Origin of the sequence: Coleofasciculus sp. LEGE 07092, from assembly GCF_015207375.1 — a bacterium.
In the GTDB taxonomy this organism is placed as follows: Bacteria; Cyanobacteriota; Cyanobacteriia; order Cyanobacteriales; family Coleofasciculaceae; genus LEGE-07092.
In genome coordinates, this window is the sequence record NZ_JADEWY010000122.1 from 1 (window position 1) to 20,001 (window position 20,001).

The following is a 20,001-nucleotide window of genomic DNA, read 5'->3' on the forward strand; positions in this document are numbered from 1 at the left end:
ACCAGAACCACATGCTCTCAAATCGAGGAGCGCGTTAGTAACGCCTATCACTTCAACAACCCATCCCTGAGCCGGAAGCCGATAGATACTGGTAAAGGGATTGGGTATTGGGAATTGGGGATGGAGTGCATACTCCCCATTTCCAACTCAATTTTGGCATAGTCAGACAATAATCTTTCTTGTGAGGCTGTCGCCGCACGGTATGCTGCTCTGTAAAAGTGGCAGGCAAGATTCCCACCCCACAGGAGGTAGCCGGATATTTTTTAGTCTCTTAGCGATCGCGCAGCATCCTAGAATTATCGGCTAGAAATAGCTAAAGAAAGTTATTGATGTTTGGGGATAGACAGACTAAAGATGTTAGAATTTAAAACAATCTAATTCTGTCCTTTAAAATGAGCTTAGAGCGATCGCTGCTGAAACTCGCTGCTGTAGCCAAGGCATTATCCATGGAAACTTGCACTGCACCAAGATGCAATAAACCTGTCTCAAAACCCGGTTACAAATTCTGCTACGATTGCTGGAAAGCCAATAACGCTAAACCTCGACCTAAACCACAACCTCAGCCATCCTCTACTTCTGGACTCTTATCCGCCACAAAAATCAGCGATAAAATCGCTCTGCACAATCACAACATTCACCGCAACAACATTAACCGTATTCTAGCCGAGTTAGGATTGCTGAGTAAACAGGAGAAAGGTTGGATTGCTACTCGACGGGGACTCGCTTTTGGCGCAGTGGAAAAAACCCATTCCCAAACGGGTATTCCCTATGTTCTCTGGCCAGAATCTATTCTGGACAATTCCGTCTTCTTAACAGCTATTCAGAGTTTCAATGGTGATAACCTGGAAGTAAGCAGCTCAGAAACTAACCAAGAACGAGGCTTTCGTGAGAAATTTCGGAATGATGCCAAGTTACGTACAACCGATGGTCATTGGGTACGTTCAAGATGATTATCTGCCCAAAATGTTATTGGATTTTGGGGTAGTAGTTAGTTGAGGTAGCAAAATTTTAGAGTAGGAAGCTTTAAAGGTATCTTTCAATGTTCCCGCCAGGTGAAAATAATTTGCTCGTCAGCTTGCCTAAACTCAATATTAAACTTATCAAACCTGAGGGGGCGACATGAAAGCTAAAACATTGATAGAATAAGCTCCATAGCCCTCATACCTCTTAAATAATACTCTAGCTTATTGCGATTAAGTCTCATTAAATCCTGAACAATACCCCAACAATCATCCCAGAAACTGATCCAAGTGTGACTATATAAACCAACATAAAAACTGCTATGTCTTCTTGTTGAGCGTAATGGTTCTTTAACTCTAGCGATATATTTTTGTACACCCATGTGTTTAAGTTTCTGTCCTTGAAAGCGGGTAAATTAGTTAAAATAAACCAACCTTCTTCAGCGGAAGAACATTGACGGGTTCGCTGCCATTTAGCGGCAGAATTACTAACTCTAGCATTAAGTCTTCTGCTGACATTCCACTGGCTTTGACGATTTCATCGGGAATTACAACGCTCATCTTCCTCTCTCTGTTCTGTATCTTGTAGTTGTTAAATAGCGATCGCACCTTAAAGAGCTGATAAAGTGCGATACCCATTTTCGAGATAGTTCTGGAAATCTTCACCAACTTCACGAATATCTAGATCCTCATGCTGCACTGCTCTCTGGGCAAGCCTTTGAGCAAGTTTTCTGTCAATATCAATATATAACTCTAACAATCGCCTATACTCTTCGTCTGTCCCATCTTGGAGCAGCGGTTCAGCGCTATTTTCGATATTTGCCAAAAGCCACTTTTTAGGAAGCGAAAGAATTACTTTTCTACAAAGCTCAATATCTGAGTGGGAGACACTAGCTAAATCAACTAAATCGTCAAACAAACCCTGCCGTTCTTCTAGGTTTAGAGACTTTATGAGTCTTAGTGCTGTACCTCTTTCACTGGGATTGTGTAGGGCTTTCTTGATTAGTCCTACTCTGTCAGGACAATTATTGAGGAAGTCTTGACGAGCTTGAATATAAGCAATTTGTTTTTCAAACACTTTGTGCCAAAGTTCGGTATCGTTTCCTGTAGGTTGCTCTTGAAACATGGCTTTTAAGTTTTATCCCTATCTTATTTCCTTCTTACCAGCGTAAACCCATCCACTGTTAAGAAACTTTTCAACAAATTCTGTAAATGGCATTTCTCGACTTGGGTAGATCGTATGATGGGTTGGCGAGTGAGTACCACCAACATCTTTACCATCAGCGACCACATCAAGACCTTCAGGTAATTCTGTATCCTGATTAAGTCGGTAGTAGTGTCCTATGAGTGGTGCGTATTGAACATCACCAAAGGTAGATGCTCCTGTCAGTGGGTTTGTCGGTTTTACACAATCATTTTCAACGGCAATATCTTTATTTTGGCGCGGTGGGCGGGGGCTTTGCCTATTGGCAAAGGCGTAGAGTGTTGTAGGTACAGTGACTCGTTTGACTGCGTTGATGTCTTCTGTAGGCTCTTGGGGTTGGCTATCTGCCCCCTCATTAATCACTAATTTTACCAACTCAATGATAGTCAGTGTTCCACTCTAGGGCAGTCGGGTGTTTTTAGGCAAGAGTGAGTCTAGGTAAAATCTGCCCTCTACAACTACACAAAAAAAAGAGCGATCGCACTTTCCTAACGATCGCTCTTTCACCTAATAGTCTTCATCTTACTCCCCTCTCCTCGCAGGAGAGGGGTAGGGGGAGAGGTCAAACCTTCGCTTCTTCCTTCACCAACTTATCCCAACCCAAATCCTTCAAACTACTATTCCGACGCAGCGGACGAGTTGCCAATTCCAGAATATCCCGCGCATTGGTAAAGCCGTGAATTTGAGCAAAGGTAAACTCAACAGACCATTTGGTATTAATTCCCCGTGCTTCCAATGGATTCGCGTGTGCCATACCCGTAATTACTAAATCCGGCTTCAACTCATGAATCCGCTGAAGTTGATTGTAATTATCCGGTTTCTCGATAATCTTCGGATTCGGTATTCCCATTTCTTGGCACGTCTTCTCTAACAATGCCAACTCAGCCGCTTGATAGCGCTTGTCCATATAAGGAATACCAATTTCTGGACAAGTCATACCGCAGCGAATCAGGAAACGTGCTAGGGAGATTTCTAATAAGTTATCCCCCATGAAGAAGACAGACTTGCCGCGAATTAGCTTGATGTAATCTTCCAAGCTTTCCCAAATTTTCGCTTCCCGTTCGTCTAAACCTTTCGGTTCAATCCCGAATACCGAGGAAATCTTCTCAATCCAAGCACGAGTACCATCGGGTCCAATGGGGAAGGGTGCGCCAATGAGTTTGCACTTGCGGCGACGCATTAAGGTGGTTGCTGTCCGCGAGAGGAAGGGGTTGACACCCGCGACATAATACCCTTCTTCGAGCACTGGGAGTTCAGTATATCGCTTCGCGGGCAACCAACCGGAAACCTTAATCCCTTGCTTTTTCAGTTCTAGGGTCAAATTCGTGACAACGGGGTCGGGCAAAGAGCCAAATAATACTAGGGGTGTGTGATCCACATACTCCGACTCTTCAGCCGCTACGTCTTCTTTCTTGCGTCCGAAATTGAGGAGTTTAGAAATTGCATTCCGTTCTTCTTTATCCGCTTCCAGTTTCGGCGCTTCCTTGGGACACTTGTGCGCCATCGCCGCTAGGACAGTATCTTCACCCTGGGTGAACGCATAGTCCAAACCATTGGCACGGGCAGTAACGATGGGAATCCCAATTTCAGATTCTAACTTGGGAGCCAAGCCTTCCAAATCCATCTTGATGATTTCCGTGGTGCAAGTGCCAATCCAGACAATTACACTAGGGTTGCGATCGCGTTTAATCTGCAAACACAACCGCTTCAATTCTTCGTAATCATTTAATTGAGCCGAAATATCCGCTTCTTCCAACTCTGCCATGGCATAGCGGGGTTCTGCGAAAATCATTACCCCCATAGCGTTTTGCAGGAAATAGCCACAGGTTTTCGTACCAATCACTAAGAAGAAGCTATCTTCAATCTTTTGATAGAGCCATGCAACGCAGCTAATTGGACAAAATGTATGGTAATTCCCAGTTTCGCATTCAAACTCTAGGGGTTGTGGGGTTTGAGCAACAGTCATGAAAAATTCTCCTCTCTTCGTTTCTCTAAGGAAGTCTCTACAGGATGTTTAAATTTGCTAATTGCTAATTGCTTGTGTAGGGGCGGGTTTTACTTGAAATCCAGGTAATCAGCGATCAATACCCTAAACCCGCCCCAATGCCAATAACCAATGACAAATGACCAATTAAACCATCATCAAATCAAGTTCTTCTTCCTCAGACTTCACCTTCGGTTGCTGGGGATTCAGGTAGAAGTCAGACAGCAAGGCGAACAACTCCCGGTCAGGCGTGTCACTCGGTACAACACCCTCAGGCTGAGACAGAATCTGGTCAGCGATATTCAGGTAGTAGTCGCAGACATAGTTGAGAGAAGGGTCAGTTTCTGCCATTTCAAATAGGGTTTTGCCCTTCACGCGGGAAACGCGAATATCTTCAATCAGAGGCAGAATTTCCAACACTGGCATGGGTACTGCTTCAATGTACTTGTCGATTAGGTCACGCTTAGAGGTGCGGTTGCCAATGAGTCCTCCCAAACGCAGGGGATGGGTACGCGCTTTCTCACGCACGGACGCAGCAATCCGGTTAGCGGCAAACAAGGCATCGAAGCCGTTATCGGTGACAATCATGCAGTAGTCGGAATAGTTTAGAGGCGCAGCAAAACCACCACAAACCACGTCACCGAGAACGTCAAACAGAATTACATCGTATTCGTCAAAGGCATTGAGTTCTTTGAGTAGCTTTACCGTCTCGCCGACGACATACCCACCGCAACCTGCACCTGCTGGAGGTCCACCTGCTTCTACGCAATCAACACCGCCATAACCTTTGTAGATGACATCTTCTGGCCAGATATCTTCGTAATGGAAATCTTTTTCCTGAAGCGTGTCGATAATCGTGGGAATCAGAAAACCAGTGAGGGTAAAGGTGCTGTCGTGCTTAGGATCGCAGCCAATTTGCAGGACTTTCTTACCGCGTCGTGCCAAAGCGACTGAGATATTGCAGCTTGTAGTGGATTTGCCGATACCGCCTTTTCCGTAAACTGAGAGTTTCACGCTTCGTTGTCTCCTATCGTTGGGTTCAAAACTGGGATGTTGTCGTTGCTGCTATTAAAGGGTTGCAACTAGGTATTGGCTCTCAAGCCATCCCTTGATTGCTTCCATGGGTTCCTTGATTGCATTATTGACCAACTCTCAGGGAAAAGAAAGGGGTGTTTCAGATGGAAGGGGGACTAATAAAGATTAATCAGGCTCATAAATTTAATAATCGATTGCGAATCGCTCAATTCTAGTTTTATGCGCTCTAAAGTAACTTTATAAATTTTTGTGTAATTTATTTATATAAATATGAACAAAAAACAAAAAAACCGATAACCCATCCAGAACCCGCAGCGACTGGCAGGGTTTTACGAGCCACATTGAACCCGATCTTGAGCGGCGAATTGCTTTGAAGGAGAGGGTTTCAAGCGATCGCTATCCTTCAGCGTGAGCATTTGCACTCAGATATATCTGGCAAGTCTGAGGGTTGGTTGAGAGTGCGATCGCAGGTTTTGCTAAGACAGTGGGGATTTTTGTAAATTAAAGTTAATTTTTGCAGAAGTGACTGCACTATCTGAGTTTTAGTGTCCTTAGAAATGAGTGAGGGGTGATCACCCTAAGTTGCATGCGCGGTGGAGTCAAGCTGTGGCAGACAGCTCTAAAAACACTAGAGGGGACATTCGTCTTCGCTTCGACGCAGTGTTAGCCTGTGCTGGTGCGACTGACAGTGGACGGGCAAGTCTATCATAATAGTAGCCGACAAACTGTTAACCTACTTTCAATGAAGATGGGACTACAGATTTCAATCTCTGATTCCATTTTGCAAGCGATTCCTTTACCAGAACAGCGTATTGAACAAGAATTGCTTCAGGAATTAGCAATTGCTCTCTATGCACAAAACTTTCTTAGCTTTGGCAAGGCGCGAGAACTTGCTGGAATGGATAAATATGAATTTGGACAATTACTTTCTCGTCGCGGAGTAGTGCGGCATTACGGTTCTGAAGAATTAGATGATGACTTGACTTATGCCAGTAGTGAGTAATAGGCAGAAAAATCGCTAAATCTTTGGGATTAAAAGTAACAGGTATTTTGGGAGTTCTGCTACGTGCTAAACAAATAGGTGAACTTGAATCGTTGCAACCTGTAATTGATGACCTGACTAGCAAAGCAGGATTTCGGATTGCACCTGATTTGCTGGCACAAATTCTTATGTAGTAGGAGAGATAAGCATAAGCACCAATCCGCCAGGGGTTTAAACCCCTGTCTCATAGCGAAAGTCCTCTTAAGAGGACTAAATGCTTACTAGATAGGAATTTAACTGAAGCGAGTGTCGTCTCTTTCCTTGCGCTACCTGCTATTCAGTTGTGAATTTTCAACCCCTTACCCTGGAGCCACAGCCAAATAACGTAACCCAGATAAGCAATCCAACTGACGAACGTTACAACTGGAACAACAGATTTAGCCAGGTTAATCGTCTTTGTCATCAGCATAAGCATCACCTCCCCATGATTTGGTATCTGAATATCGGAAAGTTACAACATAGGTAAGACCCCGATCTGAATCGGTGAATTGGTATTGTGGTCGGCTTGTCGTACCTATGACATTAAAACCTGTTAGGTTAATCGTATTACCATCTTGCTGGTTTTTAACGTAGAGGATGTAAGAAGCTGGTTCCCATGCCCAAAAAGAAGCCTGCCAATTCGAGTTAGAAAAGGTTCCCCGAATTGAAAACTTACCCACGGTTATCGGACAGTTGTTCTCCTCTGCGTCAGTTCCATTGCTGGTATCTAAATAAGCTTGACACGGTTGGTTCGGTTCATCGGCTTCTGCTGCAAACGATAGAGATAAAGAAAGTGGTAAAGTGCAAACAGTTGCCAATGCGATTAGTCTAAGTTTCATGATGGTTTTTAGTAAATTTTTTATCATTTCTCTCAACTATTAAGAGTAATCGAAACCCAACCGACAAGAAGATTTTGGGCAAAATTTAAAAAACTGACATACACCCGATGCGATCGCCTCTCTTAACTTTACGCGATCGCACTCATAAACTATCTAATTTCCTGAATCAGTATTTCTCTAGCAGTCATAGTTTACTTACTCTTTAGTTTTGTCAATTCTACCGCCGAAAATTATCAGGTATAGTCGCACCCCTCAGGTCAGCACTTTCCAGATTAGCCCCCGAAAGCTTCGCCGCGCTGAGGTTGGCATTCTTCAGATAAGCACCCCGGAGGTCAGTAGCGATGAGATTAGCATGAGTCAGGTCAGCATTCTCCAACGAAGAACTTCTGAGGTCTGTACCCCGGAGGTCAGCACCCGTTAAATTAGCATGGCTTAAGTCAACGGTTCTGAGATTCAATCCCCTCAAGTCAGCACCCCTCAAGTCACACTTGGAACATTCACCCGTTAAGCGCAATTGTTCAACTGAGTTTCTGATCTGTCCTACAGGTTCTGCCGTCCGATACGCTGCGATCGCACCAACGGTTAACATAGTCACAAAGCTGAGTTTGAGCAGCACCAGTTTAGTAGCTAAAGCATTGATTTTTTCCGCTACCTCAGTGCTACTCTTGGTTTTAGCTTCACCAATAATCTCAATCGGCAGAAGTGCTTCTAAGGCAGCAGCAGCATTAGGAAAGCGATGTTTCAGACTGGGTGCCATCATCTTTTCCAGCCAGTTAATAAACTCCGAACTCAGATGGGGAACTAGAGTTCTAAAATTAATCCGATACGTCTCATCAATGAGATTGCCAATTTCAGTTGATTTCGTCTGAGTCAGCAAGCAAATCAGCGTTGCACCTAAACTGTACAAGTCAGAGGCTTCTGTTAACTGACGATTAAATAACTGTTCGGGAGGCATAAACCCCAACGTCCCCTTAACCGTACTACTAGCGGCGAGTTCCTCACCACCCATCCGGGCTAACCCAAAATCTACTAAATAAACCTTAATCTGGGGGAAACGCTCAACTAATATATTCTCTGGTTTAATATCCCGATGAATAATAGGCGGAACTTGCTGTTGCAGGTAAACCAAAACCTCTAAGAGTGCGATCGCAATTTCTTTGATATCTTGAGGCGTAAACAGTTGCGGTACAGCCAGAGAGGGGGCTGGTTTGTACTCCTGCACCAAACAAAACCCATCGGCAGTTTCAAAGGCATCCAAGTACTGGGGAATACTGGGAGAATTGAGCTGTTGCAATAAGGCAATTTCCCGATCGTGGGCATCGTAATCTGACCAACTCGCTCCCACTTTAGCAAATTGGAACTGTTTAATGACAACAGGTTGCTCAGTTTGGGTACTGGTTGCTAAGTAAGTCACCCGTCCCCCACTGCGATTGTGTCCAAGTTCCCGCTCAATGTGATAATCAGGATAGGAAAACTCAGGAAAGCTGCTATTCGAGTTTTTGGTAATAGGATTCATAGTTCATTATTCCTCAGTTAATAACGATTTAGCACGCTTCACCAACCGAATAAACTCAGCACGGTATCCATCTAAATCCTCACCTTGAGATTGATTAGCTAGCTGCAACACCTCATCAAAGTTTCCATTTCCCTTATACTGAGAATCTCTCAACACCATGCCAAATTCGGCAACGGCGGCTGAAAACTTATAGTTATTCGATGCCTGTGCCAATTTTAACTCCTGATCGACAACGGGAGAGGTGAGGAGTTGAGAGGTATTTTCATCCGGTTGCTTATAACGCAATTTTACTTGCATCAACTCATTACTCGTAAAGGCTACAGGTTCTCCAGTCTTCTGTTGAGAATTCGAGGGATCAACATCTGATAGTGTGACATCACTATTAACACCAACGGGAATAATTTCGTAAAGTGCCGTTACCGAATGTCCAGAACCTAACTCTCCGGCATCTTTTTTGTCATCCTTGAAGTCTTCATTCCGCAACTGTCGATTCTCATACCCGATTAAACGATAGCCTTGAACTTTTTCCGAATTAAAGACTACTTGCAGTTTCACATCCTTGGCGATGGTGAGTAACGTCCCTCCCATCTCTGTCACCAAGACTTTCTTTGCCTCTAGGATATTATCAATGTAAGCGTAATTACCATTTCCTTTATCCGCAATTTTTTCCATCTTGGCATCTTGGAGATTACCCTGTCCAAATCCCAGAACCGTAAGGAAAACTCCCTGATCTCGCTTCTGTTCAATCAGCCGCACCAATTCTGCATCACTGGAAACTCCTATATTAAAATCCCCATCTGTTGCCAGAATGATACGGTTATTACCAGATTTGATAAAATTATCTTGAGCCAGTTTATATGCCAGTTGAATACCCTCACCCCCAGCGGTAGAACCCCCTGCCTCTAACTTATCAAGAGCTGCTAATATCTTATCTTTTTGATTCCCCGGTGTTGGGGGTAAAACCGTGCCGGCTGATCCAGCATAAACAACTATACTCACACGGTCATTTTCTCGCAATTGGTCAACTAGTAACCGAAATGCTTCTTTAAGTAAGGGGAGTTTGTTAGGTTCAGCCATGGAAGCGGAAACATCTAATAAAAATACCAAATTACTGGGGGGTAAATTTTCAGTGGCAATGGTTTTTCCCTGCAAACCAACGTGAACTAATTTATGCTGAGGATTCCAAGGCGCTTCGGCAACTTCTGTAGTGACAGAAAAAGGGCGATCGCTTGTAGGTTGGGGATAGTCGTAGGTAAAATAGTTGATCAACTCTTCAATCCGCACCGCATCTTTAGGTGGGAGTTGACCTCCATTGATAAAGCGTCGAATGTTGCTGTAGGATGCAGCATCAACATCAATGGAAAAGGTGGAGAGAGGATTAGCGCTAGCACTCAGAAAAGGATTTTCCTGGATGGTGCTGTAGGTTTCGCGGTTAGATTCTTCTGGAACTTGACGATTAAGAGTATCTGAACCTGGGGATTGTTGTGCCGTCGGTGCTAATTTAGCCGCTTGGGGAGAAGCTTCACCAGGTACGGCACTTGTTTCAGTTTGTTCATTGGGAGGTTCAGACATCATATATCCTCCATCCCCTGCTTCACAAGCGACGGTGAGCTGTCCCAATACAACAGCTAGTCCTAAAATAGCGATCGCTTTTTGCATAGAATTCATAGTTGCCCTCCTTACAGGCAGCCTGCTGGAAAAGTCCAACGGGTAAAGTTCTTTGGCTGCAACTCTTTAGTTTTACTCTCAGGATTTGTTGCGAGACGGCATGGTTGCCAAAACTGTAACGTCGGCAATCCGTCGCTGCTTCTCAATCCCTGAGCATTCTTGCCATTACCTGTATGGACTTATCTCTTACTGCTGCACTACTTATGCAAAAGCTTTTATCGTGCTTTCTACCATTTAACTCAACCAATAAAACAAATGACTTCTACCCTCTGCCGATTAAGGATTAATTTCTTGAAGCTGACTGCCTGGATTCAGTTCTGAGGTTTCATCCTCGCTATCGCTGCTACGAATAAAAGGTTCTGTAGTAAAAGGCTCAAACGACCTATCCTGGGAGTCTGAAGCAGCTTTTGCCAATTCTACAACCCGTTCAACCTCTTCCTTATAATGCTGTTTTTGGGAATACTCCGCCATCTTAATCTGAGCCGTCTCGTAGGTGGATGTTTCGGAAGGAATTTGAGAGAGATAGTTCAAAGCACCCCTAAAGTCTCGTTCTGACGCCCGATTGTAGGCTCGTTGTAATAAAGACTCCGCCTTAATTCGCTGTTTTTCTTGATATTCCGCTAGTTTAGGTTGAATCTGAGTACCTGTGAGCGTTTCTGAAGGAATTTGTTTTAGCAAAGCCAGGGCATTGCTAAAGTCTTTCTGTGCAGCGTGTTCGTAAGCTTGTTTTAATAACTGTTGAGCTTCTGTTTCCAAGTGGGGTTGGGCTTGCTCTACGAGTGGCTCAATTTTACGCTGCCAAAATCTGACATTGGGAGCCTTACGAGCTTCTTCGAGGACATCTCGCCACCGTTTTTCATGAAAGGCACGTTCTGCGGCTTGGAACTGAGTAGCAGCCGTATGCCATTCCCGCCGCCACTGTCCCATGGTGGCAACAGATTCCGGGTAAACAGTACTATCGCGAGGAATAGATTTGGCTAGAGCGATCGCTTCTTTAAAATTCCCCGCTTCGTATTGTACTCTCGCTCTCTGCAAACGGTCGAGACTGGGATTGGAAGGAGCCGCATTCAGCAGAGAATAAAGTCCAAAGGAGATAGCTGCAGTATTGCAAGCTGCCGCGCCGATTCCTATTCCCGTCATCAGCGAAGGTATCTTGAACCAGTTTCCCTGAAAGGCTTTAACGTCTGCTGTGGCAATGGATGATTCTAATACTAGCCCCTCTGGTAACTCCTCGTTGTTCACGTCTTGCTCCTCACTCTTCATCATCAGTGTTTTCAGGACAATTAGGGCATCCTTGGCAGACTGATAGCGTTTCTGATAATCTTGCAACACCAGATGATTCAGCACAAATGCCAGTGCTGCACTGACTGATGCGTGCTGCTGCCAGCTAATCTTCCCAGTACGGGGGTCTGTGGATAATTGTGCTAGGCTGAGTCCGGTGAGTGCTTGAATAGCGATCGCACCCAGTGCATACAAGTCGCTGTTGGGACGGGGATAACCACAAAGCTGCTCTATCGGAATCTCTCCTAAAAGAGATACCGTTGTGGATTTCTGATGAGCATTTCCCCAGTCAAAGATATCAATTAGACAAGCTGCACTAAAACCAATTAAAACCAGCCTGCCATCTGAACGACGCCGAATCAAATTGTTCGGCTTGAGATTTCCGTGAATCACCCCTTGAGAGTGAATAAAATCTAGAATGTTTAAAACGTCTTGCAGCAGTTCAACACACAGAGACTCAGTCCATCGTGTATTACCGTAAGAAATTAGGGAAAGTTCTGCATTCAGTAGTGTTCCGACAATCAGCTCTTGTACAAAATAGAACCCTCGTTTATCTTGAAAACTGTCTAAAAGTCGGGGAATTTGGCTATGATTGCTCAGTCTGTCAAGGATTTCTGCTTCCCGCTCAAACAGTCGCCTACTAATTTTCCATTGTTCAGAATTGATACCATTCGGCTTGAGGTGCTTAACCACACATTGAGGATTATCACATTGCCAACTATCTTCGACAATAAAGGTCTGTCTCAATACTCCGGCGCTCAGAACTCGAACAATGCGGTAACGCCCATTGAGAAAATCTCCTAACCTCAGCTTATGTGCGTTAGTATTCAACGAACTTCTTCCCGCCAGACTGCCTTTACATCTATAATTAATTTCTTCTTTCGACAACGTATCAATTTTTCCGGAATCAGTTCCGAATGTCTCTTGTAAAAGAGTTAGGTACTGAAGGTTTTGGTAAGCTATCCAGCAGAAAGAGTGGGTAGTTGCACGACATCTATCAAGGCTGACAGTCAGCAAATCGCGTTTGGGTGGATATAATTTTATGGAATGGCATACAACGGACGCTCAAAGTCTGGCAATTATTGACCGCGAAATCGGACCTCACACCTTTTCCCCAGCCGAATACGAGATTGTGCGCCGAGTCATTTACGCGACGGCTGACTTTGAGTATCAGCATCTGATTCGCTTTTCCGAACGTGCCTTACAAGCTGGAGCCGCCGCATTAGCTGCTCGTACTACCATTGTGGTCGATGCGCCGATGGTACAAGTGGGTATCGCTCCCCATATCCAAAATACCTTTGCCAATCCCGTGTATTGCAGCATGGAAGCCATCACACGCCCTCAAAAAGAAAAAACGAAAGCGGCTTGGGGAATTCAAACCCTAGCAAGACGCTATCCAGAGGGAATTTTTGTCGTAGGTCAAGCTCAGACCGCCCTAACCGCGTTGGTAGAATTAATAGAGGCAGAAGAAATCAGACCCGCATTAGTGATTGGGACACCTTCGGGATTTGTTGAGGTGGATGTCGCCAAATCTCGCTTAGAAGACTCCTTAGTTCCTCACATTCGCATTGAAGGTCGTAAGGGTTCTGCGGTAGTAGCAGCCGCCATTATTAATGGGTTAGTCGATTTGGCTTGGCAAGCTTACGGACAAGATACCACAGGTGTCAGCTAACGGTTTTTTAGGTATAGCAACTGCCAAGACGGTTAAAACATATATGAATTTAGTAGAGACGTTCCGCCGGAACGTCTCTACCAGAGTTTGTCCTAAGATATGTGTCCACTGCTATAAAAGGTAAAACGGTAGCAATTTCTATTAAAGAAAGTGCGTCTTTAGTTTTCTTATCTACTCCCTACTCCCTACTCCCTTTCCATGGTACAAACACCCACCAAAACCCTAACCCTGGAAGCGTTTCAGAAACGTCCAGAAACCAAGCCAGCAAGTGAATATATCAACGGTCAAATTATTCAGAAACCAATGCCGCAGGGGAAGCACAGCAAGTTGCAGGGTAAGCTGGTTACTGCCATTAATGAGGTCGTTGAAACTCAGAAAATTGCCCTAGCTTTTCCAGAATTGCGGTGTACTTTTGGTGGACGGTCAATTGTGCCAGATGTAACGGTGTTTGCCTGGGAAAGAATTCCCCTTGATGAGGATGGTGATGTTGCCAATGTATTCAAGGCTCACCCAGACTGGACAATCGAAATTCTCTCCCCAGACCAAAGTCAGACTAAAGTGACGGGGAATATCTTGCACTGTCTCAAACACGGTAGCCGATTAGGTTGGCTAATTGATCCAGATGAACGCTCTGTGCTAGTTTACCCACCCAGGCAGCAACCAGAACTTTTGCAGGAACCAACAGATGTGCTAACCGTTCCAGACTTAGTTGTAGAACTACAGTTAACAGTCGAGGATTTGTTTGGCTGGTTGAGGTTGAGATAACTTGGACGTTTATCACTTGGTCGATTTTTTTTACCAAAAGATAGAGCCTAAGACTCGGAATCATTATCCCATTCCACCTCTAGGAGTAGAATTAGGGCTGTTATCCCCTAGAAGCTAATTTCATTAACGTCTGCGACGCTTAGTCTTGACAATACGGGGAGCTGCTGGATAGGTTTCTTCTTCATCAGCGTCCCTCAACTGACGACTCACTTGAGCAAAAATATCTCGCTGTAAGTAAGGATAGTCACTCACCCAGATATTTAACCGGGGAATATAAATATCGCTAGTTTGGGCAATGCGTCCCAAGTCAGGTTGGCTTGACATAACCAACATCTCCGCCATTTGACCTGGAACAATTCCTTTGTGAGTACGGCGTATTGGTACTTGTAGAAGTGTAGTAAATCCTGTCTCGTCACCTACTTCCACATTCAGGCGTCGTTCTCGATTTTCTACAATGACCAACTCACCGCGATTATTGACATTTTCTTCAGTTCCAGTCAATTCTTCTGTTACGAATACATCCAGCACTCGACCTCGCCAGAAGCCACTATATTGGTATCGACGTATCTTAATATTGCGCATACTTGCCCAGTATACGGGTCCCCAAAACCAGTAAAGCCCCGCACCAATACCAAGTAGCAAGCGTAATGGATTGAACCCCGAACCCAATAGGAGTCCTACCAATAAAACGACGACTACTGCCACGAGAGAAATTAAAAGTCGCTTCAAAAACTCTGGAAATTTCCCCCAGTAATAGGCGTATTGGGGACTAGTGGCAATTAAAGGAATGATTTGTTCAAACTTCTGGCGGGTGATTGGAATCAGCATAAGTTTTGTCTTTTGTCCTCCATCATTTGCTTTTTTTTACAAACTAACAACCAATCATCCGTTACATCCGCTACAAAATCCGTTGCCAACAATGACTCCTGACTCCTGACGATTTACAAGATTTTCTCTAACCCGTAGACTAGAGATTTGAGTTGGGTCACTTTGCGAATAGCTAGGAGAACTCCAGGCATATAGCAGGAACGGTCTGTGGTGTCGTGCCGTAGGGTATAGATTTGACCGGGAGCACCGAAGATGACTTCTTGGTGGGCAATCAAACCCGGTAAGCGAACGCTGTGGATGCGAATGTTATCATCTGCAACACTCCCCCTAGCTCCAGCTAATTTTTCTGTTTCTTCTACCATAGCCGGATTGTAGGTTTTGCCGAGTCCTGACAGCATTTGGGCGGTTTTAATAGCAGTACCACTGGGGGCGTCGGCTTTTTGATTGTGGTGGAGTTCGATAATTTCAACGTGATCGAAGTATTGGGAAGCTTGCACAGCGGCTTGCTGAAGCAATACCATACCAATAGAGAAATTGGGAACAATTAAGCAGCCAGTGCTGGCTTTTTCGGCAAAGTCGGCAAGGTCTTGAATTTGGTCGGAACTAAGTCCAGTAGTGCCAATGACGGGTCTGACTCCGTAAGCGATCGCTGTGCGGACATTCTCATAAACGCTGTCAGGGTGGGTAAAATCAACCATCACCCCCTGCACTTTTTCCTGAGTCGCCATTACCAGCGTCGCTTGCAAGTCATTTAAAATCGGAATTTCTACTGGCTCGCCGCCAGCCACTTCCCCGACATCTTGACCGAGGTACTGGGGGTTCCGGTCAATTGCACCGATTAAGGTCATATCGTCAGCTTGACTAACTGCCTTAACCACCTCACGACCCATTTTGCCAGCAGCACCGTTGATAACAACTGGGATAGGAGATTCATTTGCCATAATTTCACTCTATCGTTGCGACTCGTCAAGGGAATTTTATACCAAGTTGCATTCTAAGCTGTAAGTAGTAGAAAGGGAGTGGGGAGTAGGGAGTGGACATTTCTAAATTAGATTTTTGATCGCAACCTGGTATTCGCTTTTCGCTTATAGCTGCGTATAAAAAAGGAGCTAGAAAGCTCCTTGAACAGCATTGCGATCGCTAGAGTGAAAAACTTAAGATTTCTTCAGCTTACGTTGAGCCGCAAATAAACCACCCACAGCCATCAGACCCAGAATAGCAGAGGGTTCTGGCACTGAAGCTGGAGGATCTGTGGGATCACCTGGGGGCACATTTACTTCAAACGGGTCATCATAAGTGAAACTGAACGAGTTATCGGCAGACGCCACATTAGAGGGTGAACCCTTGAAAGAATAGAGTATATCCTCTTGGTCGGAGTAAGAAACTTTGACGAGTTCACTAGCCCGCAAGGTTAGCTCGAACGGTAGATTATCTAACGCTGCCTTGAGTGCTGGATCTTTGTCAGCGTAGAATAGCAAATTAGTGTGACCGGCTAGTCCAAAACCGACCTCGTTTCCATTTTTAGTGACGTAGGCAATATTGGGGTCAACAGTTCGCTGAAATCCGCCATTCGTTAGAAATGCGTTGTAGAGATCCTCGCGATCATTGAACTTGCCCCCGGTCAAGAAACTCAAACCAGTGAACAGAAACTTTTCATCAATGTTATTTGCCGCCAGGTTTGCATCAAAGGCGTCATCAAACCACTTTGTGGCAACAGTATCTGCTGTATAGGATGTCTCTAGACCTTCACCGAACAAATCTTTTGCCGTCAGACTGCTGAAGATGACGCTTGTATTGTCATCAAAGTCAACATCTAGGCTTGTGACTTCGCCATAGCTCAAGAAATTTGGCAGTGCTAGAGTTTCACTACTTTTAAATAACTCAACATTTCCTCCAGGTTTAGGGGCAGTGCCGCCTAGAATACCTATTAAGTTGGATGTATCTGTACCCTTAGACCCTAGACAAACCTCTGCTGGACAAGTGATGTTAGGATCAACATCCCAAACTTCAAAGTCATTGGGTGCAGTTCCTGTAATACTTGCACCCGTGATGCTTGCAGCCAATGCTGGAGTAGTTGCGATCGCACTTACACCTGCAACAACCGATGCACCGAGCAGGAATTTCTGAATTTTTCCGTTCATTTAAGTACCTCCGTAAGGTTTAACCCTTGAGCCATACAACTGTAAAGATTATAAGAAGATTTCTGAGTAAACTCGATGAAGTTTCGGTAAAGTTCTGGACATTCCCCCTAGTATGTATTAATGCGATCGCTTTTAATTGTCATACATATAAAGCGGCAATTTATATAAATATATGTAAACCAAAATTCGATTAACTGCTGAAGTTGAGTTGACAATAATTTTACAAAACTTGATATTTATCCTGAGAATGATATTGATCTAAAAAAAGGGAGCCAACTGGCTCCCTCTAAAATGTTTTGACCGCTAGAGTTGGAAAGCTTAACCTTTTTTCAGCTTGCGCTTGGCAGCAACTAAACCACCCATAGCCATTAAACCTAACACGGCAGAGGGTTCTGGAACCGATGCGGGAGGATCGCCTGGAAGGGTGACTTCGTAGTTACCGTTGTGAGAGTGTCCATCACCTTGTTCAGTCAGTCCAGAATTGGCGGCAGTAAAGCTGTAAAGGTATTGAGGAGTACCATTATCATAAGTAACCTTGACGACTTCGCTAGCCTGTATAGGTGAAATAGCCGGTATGGGTGGGAATCCTAACAAGGCTAATGCATCGTAGTGACCCGCTAGTCCAATTCTAATTTCACCAGTCGTATCATCTTGATTGACATAGGAGATGTTGGGGTCACTAAACCGTTGAAATCCACCAGCGAGTAGAAACGTGTTGAAAAGTTCTTTACTGCTAGGAACACTGTAGGTGGATAAAGCTGTGTTAAACCACTGTGTCGCTAAATTAGATGGGTTATAAAGTGGATCAAGGGCTGCGGTAAGTTGTTGAGCAAAAAGAATGGGTTTCAATATCGGGTTAGGTAGTTGAGATAGACCTGTCGTTACAGGGGTTATATTAGTTGCCCCAAACCAATCTACTGCCGTCAGACTACTTAACGAGATGCCTTTGCCACCAATTTGCCCAGTCAAACTTGTGGTTGTGTTGTAGTTCAAGAAACTTTTAAAGGCAGTAACCGCTTGCAAAGGATTTGACGGTGAGAGAGGAGATTGCTCGCTATTGGCAAATAGTTCTACGTTGCCCCCTGGTGAACCTGCGGGATTGCACGCGCCTGCAACTACCGTGCAACTTCCTTGCAGCACAGTTGCCAAAGATGCTGAGTCATTTCGGACGGTCTGATTACCAACTTTTTCATAGATATAGTAGTCGGTTCCTGCTGTTCCCGAAACACTAGCACCTGTAAGGGTTCCAGCCAAAGCAGGGCTGCTAGCGATCGCACTTACACCTGCAACCATCGATGCACCGAGCAAAAGTTTCTGAATTGTTCCGTTCATGAGGGATGTCCTTAATTTGTAGCGAATTGACTTTTTATGGAGTTAAGGTTTAAGATTTGATTAGCTCGGTTACATTTCGATACATACCTAGGCTGATAAAACCGAGATTTTTCAATCTAGATTTCCAATCTAGACGCTCCAATCCCTAAATAGGTAAAGCTTTTGCAACGATTTAGTACCGCAATCATGAAGATTTAAACAAGCTTACCAAGGATAAAACAGTTGACGAGAAAGGCATTTTTTTTTGTATTAATCCTTTTCCAGGAAGACAAAATAATCTTTTCTTCCTATAGGTTTTATATGGAATCCGATTAATTACCTAACTATAGAATAAACAAAAATTTTGTAAAAACGTTACATATAACGTCTCTACAACTGTGTGTAATTATCCAAATTTGATATTACTTGGTATTAAAAAGATACTTCCACTAAGCCGCGTTCTACACGCTTCCAATAAATCCCGCAATACGTTCTACTGCCAATTCTAAAACCGCCGGTTCCTGTACTAAGGCAAATCGGACATATCCCTCACCAGCTTTACCAAAACCTGCTCCTGGTGATGCCGCCACACCCGTCTCTTCAACCAACTGAATGCAGAATTGTACAGAATTGTCTTGCCAGGGTTCTGGTAGTTTTGCCCAAACATACATTGTTGCTAAGGGAACCGGAACTTGCCAACCGATGCGGTTCAAAGCTTGCACGAAAGCATCCCGCCGCTTTTGAAATGTGGAAACCATTCCTTTAACACCGTCTTGAGAACCTTGTAATGCAGCAATTGCTCCGTTTAAAATACCTCGGTATTGGTTGAAATCAACCATCGCTTTTATTTGTCGCAATGCCTTAATCAACTGAGCGTTGCCGATGGCGTACCCAATCCTAAAACCGCCCATATTGTAAGACTTAGAAAAGGTAAAAAATTCAATTGAAATATCTTTATTTGGGTCAGCTTGTAAAACGGAAGGAGCAATGGAATGGGGAGTGGGGATTTTTTCTATCGCTTCGGGAAAGATTAGGTCGGCGTAGGGAAAATCGTGAACGAGAACTAGGTTGTGCTGACGGCAAAACGCAACAGCTTCTTGGAAAAATGACAGGGGAGCGATCGCAGTTGTAGGATTGTGAGGATAGCTCAACACCATCATCCGGGCTTGAGCAAGCACAGGTGTCGGGATATCCCCAAAGACTGGCAAAAAGTTATTCTCTGCCAGTAGGGGCATTGCATAGATTTGACCGCCAGCGAGGTAAACACCACCCAGATGAGACGGATAACCCGGATCTAGCAGCAGGGCAAAATCTCCGGGGTTGAGAATTGCCAAGGGTAAATGTGCTGTACCTTCTTGAGAGCCAATTAGGGGCTGTACCTCCGTTTCCGGGTCAACGGGAATGCCAAATTTTTGGGTGTACGACTCCGCTACTGCCTGACGAAAAGCTTGAGTACCGTGAAAGAGCAAGTAACCATGAGTGCTAGGGTCATGGAGAGACGCTTCGATAGCAGCAATGACGTGCTTTGATGCGGGTAAGTCAGAAGAACCCAAGGATAGGTCAATAATTTCTTTACCAGAGGCTCTAGCTCTAGCCTTCGCCTGATCCATATCTGCAAATACATTGGCTTGCAGGGGTTCTAAACGCTGGGCAAATTGCATTTTAATCATTTGTTATTGGTCATTAGTTATTAGTCATTAGTCATTTGCCAAGCGGATAATAACTAATGATGGGAGGATTCAAAACCTCTCCCTATCCCCCTCATCCCCCTCATCCC

The 20,001-nt window shown here is 44.5% G+C and carries 19 protein-coding genes; 5 read left to right on the top strand and 14 right to left on the bottom strand.

The features are described from left to right. The first annotated feature begins 392 nt into the window (after positions 1-392). Positions 393-950 carry a hypothetical protein gene (locus IQ257_RS23535; RefSeq protein WP_193877729.1) on the top strand — a complete coding sequence of 186 codons (558 nt, stop codon included), beginning with the start codon at positions 393-395 and terminating at the stop codon, positions 948-950. Between the two features lie 429 nt (positions 951-1,379). Here IQ257_RS23535 and IQ257_RS23540 read toward each other — a convergent pair whose 3' ends face one another. The 5 genes from IQ257_RS23540 to bchL form a co-directional block, all read right to left on the bottom strand. Beyond that, on the bottom strand, positions 1,380-1,520 hold the full coding sequence (locus IQ257_RS23540) for a hypothetical protein (RefSeq protein ID WP_193877731.1): 141 nt from the start codon (positions 1,518-1,520) through the stop codon (positions 1,380-1,382). A gap of 49 nt (positions 1,521-1,569) precedes the next feature. Continuing rightward, positions 1,570-2,085: a hypothetical protein gene (locus tag IQ257_RS23545; RefSeq protein ID WP_193877733.1), complete on the bottom strand. Its 516-nt coding sequence runs from the start codon at positions 2,083-2,085 to the stop codon at positions 1,570-1,572. Between the two features lie 18 nt (positions 2,086-2,103). Continuing rightward, a complete protein-coding gene (locus IQ257_RS23550; protein ID WP_228060966.1) occupies positions 2,104-2,538 on the bottom strand; it encodes a hypothetical protein in 435 nt (144 codons plus the stop codon). A 187-nt stretch (positions 2,539-2,725) separates the two neighbouring features. Then, positions 2,726-4,129, bottom strand: coding sequence for a ferredoxin:protochlorophyllide reductase (ATP-dependent) subunit N (locus IQ257_RS23555; protein ID WP_193877737.1), 1,404 nt, complete (start codon positions 4,127-4,129; stop codon positions 2,726-2,728). A 165-nt stretch (positions 4,130-4,294) separates the two neighbouring features. Then, positions 4,295-5,161: a ferredoxin:protochlorophyllide reductase (ATP-dependent) iron-sulfur ATP-binding protein gene (gene bchL, locus IQ257_RS23560; protein ID WP_193877739.1), complete on the bottom strand. Its 867-nt coding sequence runs from the start codon at positions 5,159-5,161 to the stop codon at positions 4,295-4,297. A 769-nt stretch (positions 5,162-5,930) separates the two neighbouring features. Between bchL and IQ257_RS23565 the strand changes: the two genes are divergently transcribed. Both IQ257_RS23565 and IQ257_RS23570 read left to right on the top strand, forming a co-directional pair. Beyond that, a complete protein-coding gene (locus tag IQ257_RS23565) occupies positions 5,931-6,185 on the top strand; it encodes a UPF0175 family protein (RefSeq protein WP_193877741.1) in 255 nt (84 codons plus the stop codon). Positions 6,186-6,208: 23 nt separating this feature from the next. Continuing rightward, positions 6,209-6,358, top strand: a complete 150-nt coding sequence (locus IQ257_RS23570) for a DUF3368 domain-containing protein (protein WP_228060967.1) — start codon at positions 6,209-6,211, stop codon at positions 6,356-6,358. A gap of 252 nt (positions 6,359-6,610) precedes the next feature. Here IQ257_RS23570 and IQ257_RS23575 read toward each other — a convergent pair whose 3' ends face one another. The 4 genes from IQ257_RS23575 to IQ257_RS23590 form a co-directional block, all read right to left on the bottom strand. Next, a complete protein-coding gene (locus IQ257_RS23575) occupies positions 6,611-7,042 on the bottom strand; it encodes a hypothetical protein (RefSeq protein WP_193877743.1) in 432 nt (143 codons plus the stop codon). Between the two features lie 217 nt (positions 7,043-7,259). Next, the gene (locus IQ257_RS23580) at positions 7,260-8,558 is read right to left on the bottom strand and encodes a serine/threonine-protein kinase (protein ID WP_193877745.1); all 1,299 of its coding nucleotides are present in this window, start codon (positions 8,556-8,558) and stop codon (positions 7,260-7,262) included. A gap of 6 nt (positions 8,559-8,564) precedes the next feature. Further along, complete coding sequence (locus IQ257_RS23585; protein ID WP_193877747.1) at positions 8,565-10,226, bottom strand: vWA domain-containing protein; 1,662 nt, start codon at positions 10,224-10,226, stop codon at positions 8,565-8,567. Between the two features lie 276 nt (positions 10,227-10,502). Next, positions 10,503-12,338, bottom strand: a complete 1,836-nt coding sequence (locus IQ257_RS23590) for a protein kinase domain-containing protein (protein WP_193877749.1) — start codon at positions 12,336-12,338, stop codon at positions 10,503-10,505. A 211-nt stretch (positions 12,339-12,549) separates the two neighbouring features. Between IQ257_RS23590 and IQ257_RS23595 the strand changes: the two genes are divergently transcribed. Together IQ257_RS23595 and IQ257_RS23600 are read left to right on the top strand one after the other, a co-directional pair. After that, entirely contained in the window at positions 12,550-13,179 is a 630-nt protein-coding gene (locus tag IQ257_RS23595) for a precorrin-8X methylmutase (RefSeq protein WP_193877751.1), read from the top strand. A gap of 198 nt (positions 13,180-13,377) precedes the next feature. Continuing rightward, positions 13,378-13,944: a Uma2 family endonuclease gene (locus tag IQ257_RS23600; protein WP_193877753.1), complete on the top strand. Its 567-nt coding sequence runs from the start codon at positions 13,378-13,380 to the stop codon at positions 13,942-13,944. A 123-nt stretch (positions 13,945-14,067) separates the two neighbouring features. Here IQ257_RS23600 and IQ257_RS23605 read toward each other — a convergent pair whose 3' ends face one another. The 5 genes from IQ257_RS23605 to IQ257_RS23625 form a co-directional block, all read right to left on the bottom strand. Beyond that, positions 14,068-14,772, bottom strand: a complete 705-nt coding sequence (locus IQ257_RS23605) for a phosphate ABC transporter permease (protein ID WP_193877755.1) — start codon at positions 14,770-14,772, stop codon at positions 14,068-14,070. A 113-nt stretch (positions 14,773-14,885) separates the two neighbouring features. Then, positions 14,886-15,713, bottom strand: a complete 828-nt coding sequence (gene dapB / locus IQ257_RS23610) for a 4-hydroxy-tetrahydrodipicolinate reductase (protein ID WP_193877757.1) — start codon at positions 15,711-15,713, stop codon at positions 14,886-14,888. Between the two features lie 213 nt (positions 15,714-15,926). Next, positions 15,927-16,913, bottom strand: a complete 987-nt coding sequence (locus tag IQ257_RS23615; protein ID WP_193877759.1) for an NF038130 family PEP-CTERM protein — start codon at positions 16,911-16,913, stop codon at positions 15,927-15,929. Positions 16,914-17,231: 318 nt separating this feature from the next. Then, positions 17,232-18,245, bottom strand: a complete 1,014-nt coding sequence (locus IQ257_RS23620) for an NF038130 family PEP-CTERM protein (RefSeq protein ID WP_193877761.1) — start codon at positions 18,243-18,245, stop codon at positions 17,232-17,234. Between the two features lie 440 nt (positions 18,246-18,685). Continuing rightward, positions 18,686-19,885, bottom strand: coding sequence for an LL-diaminopimelate aminotransferase (locus IQ257_RS23625; RefSeq protein ID WP_193877763.1), 1,200 nt, complete (start codon positions 19,883-19,885; stop codon positions 18,686-18,688). Positions 19,886-20,001: the final 116 nt, after the last annotated feature.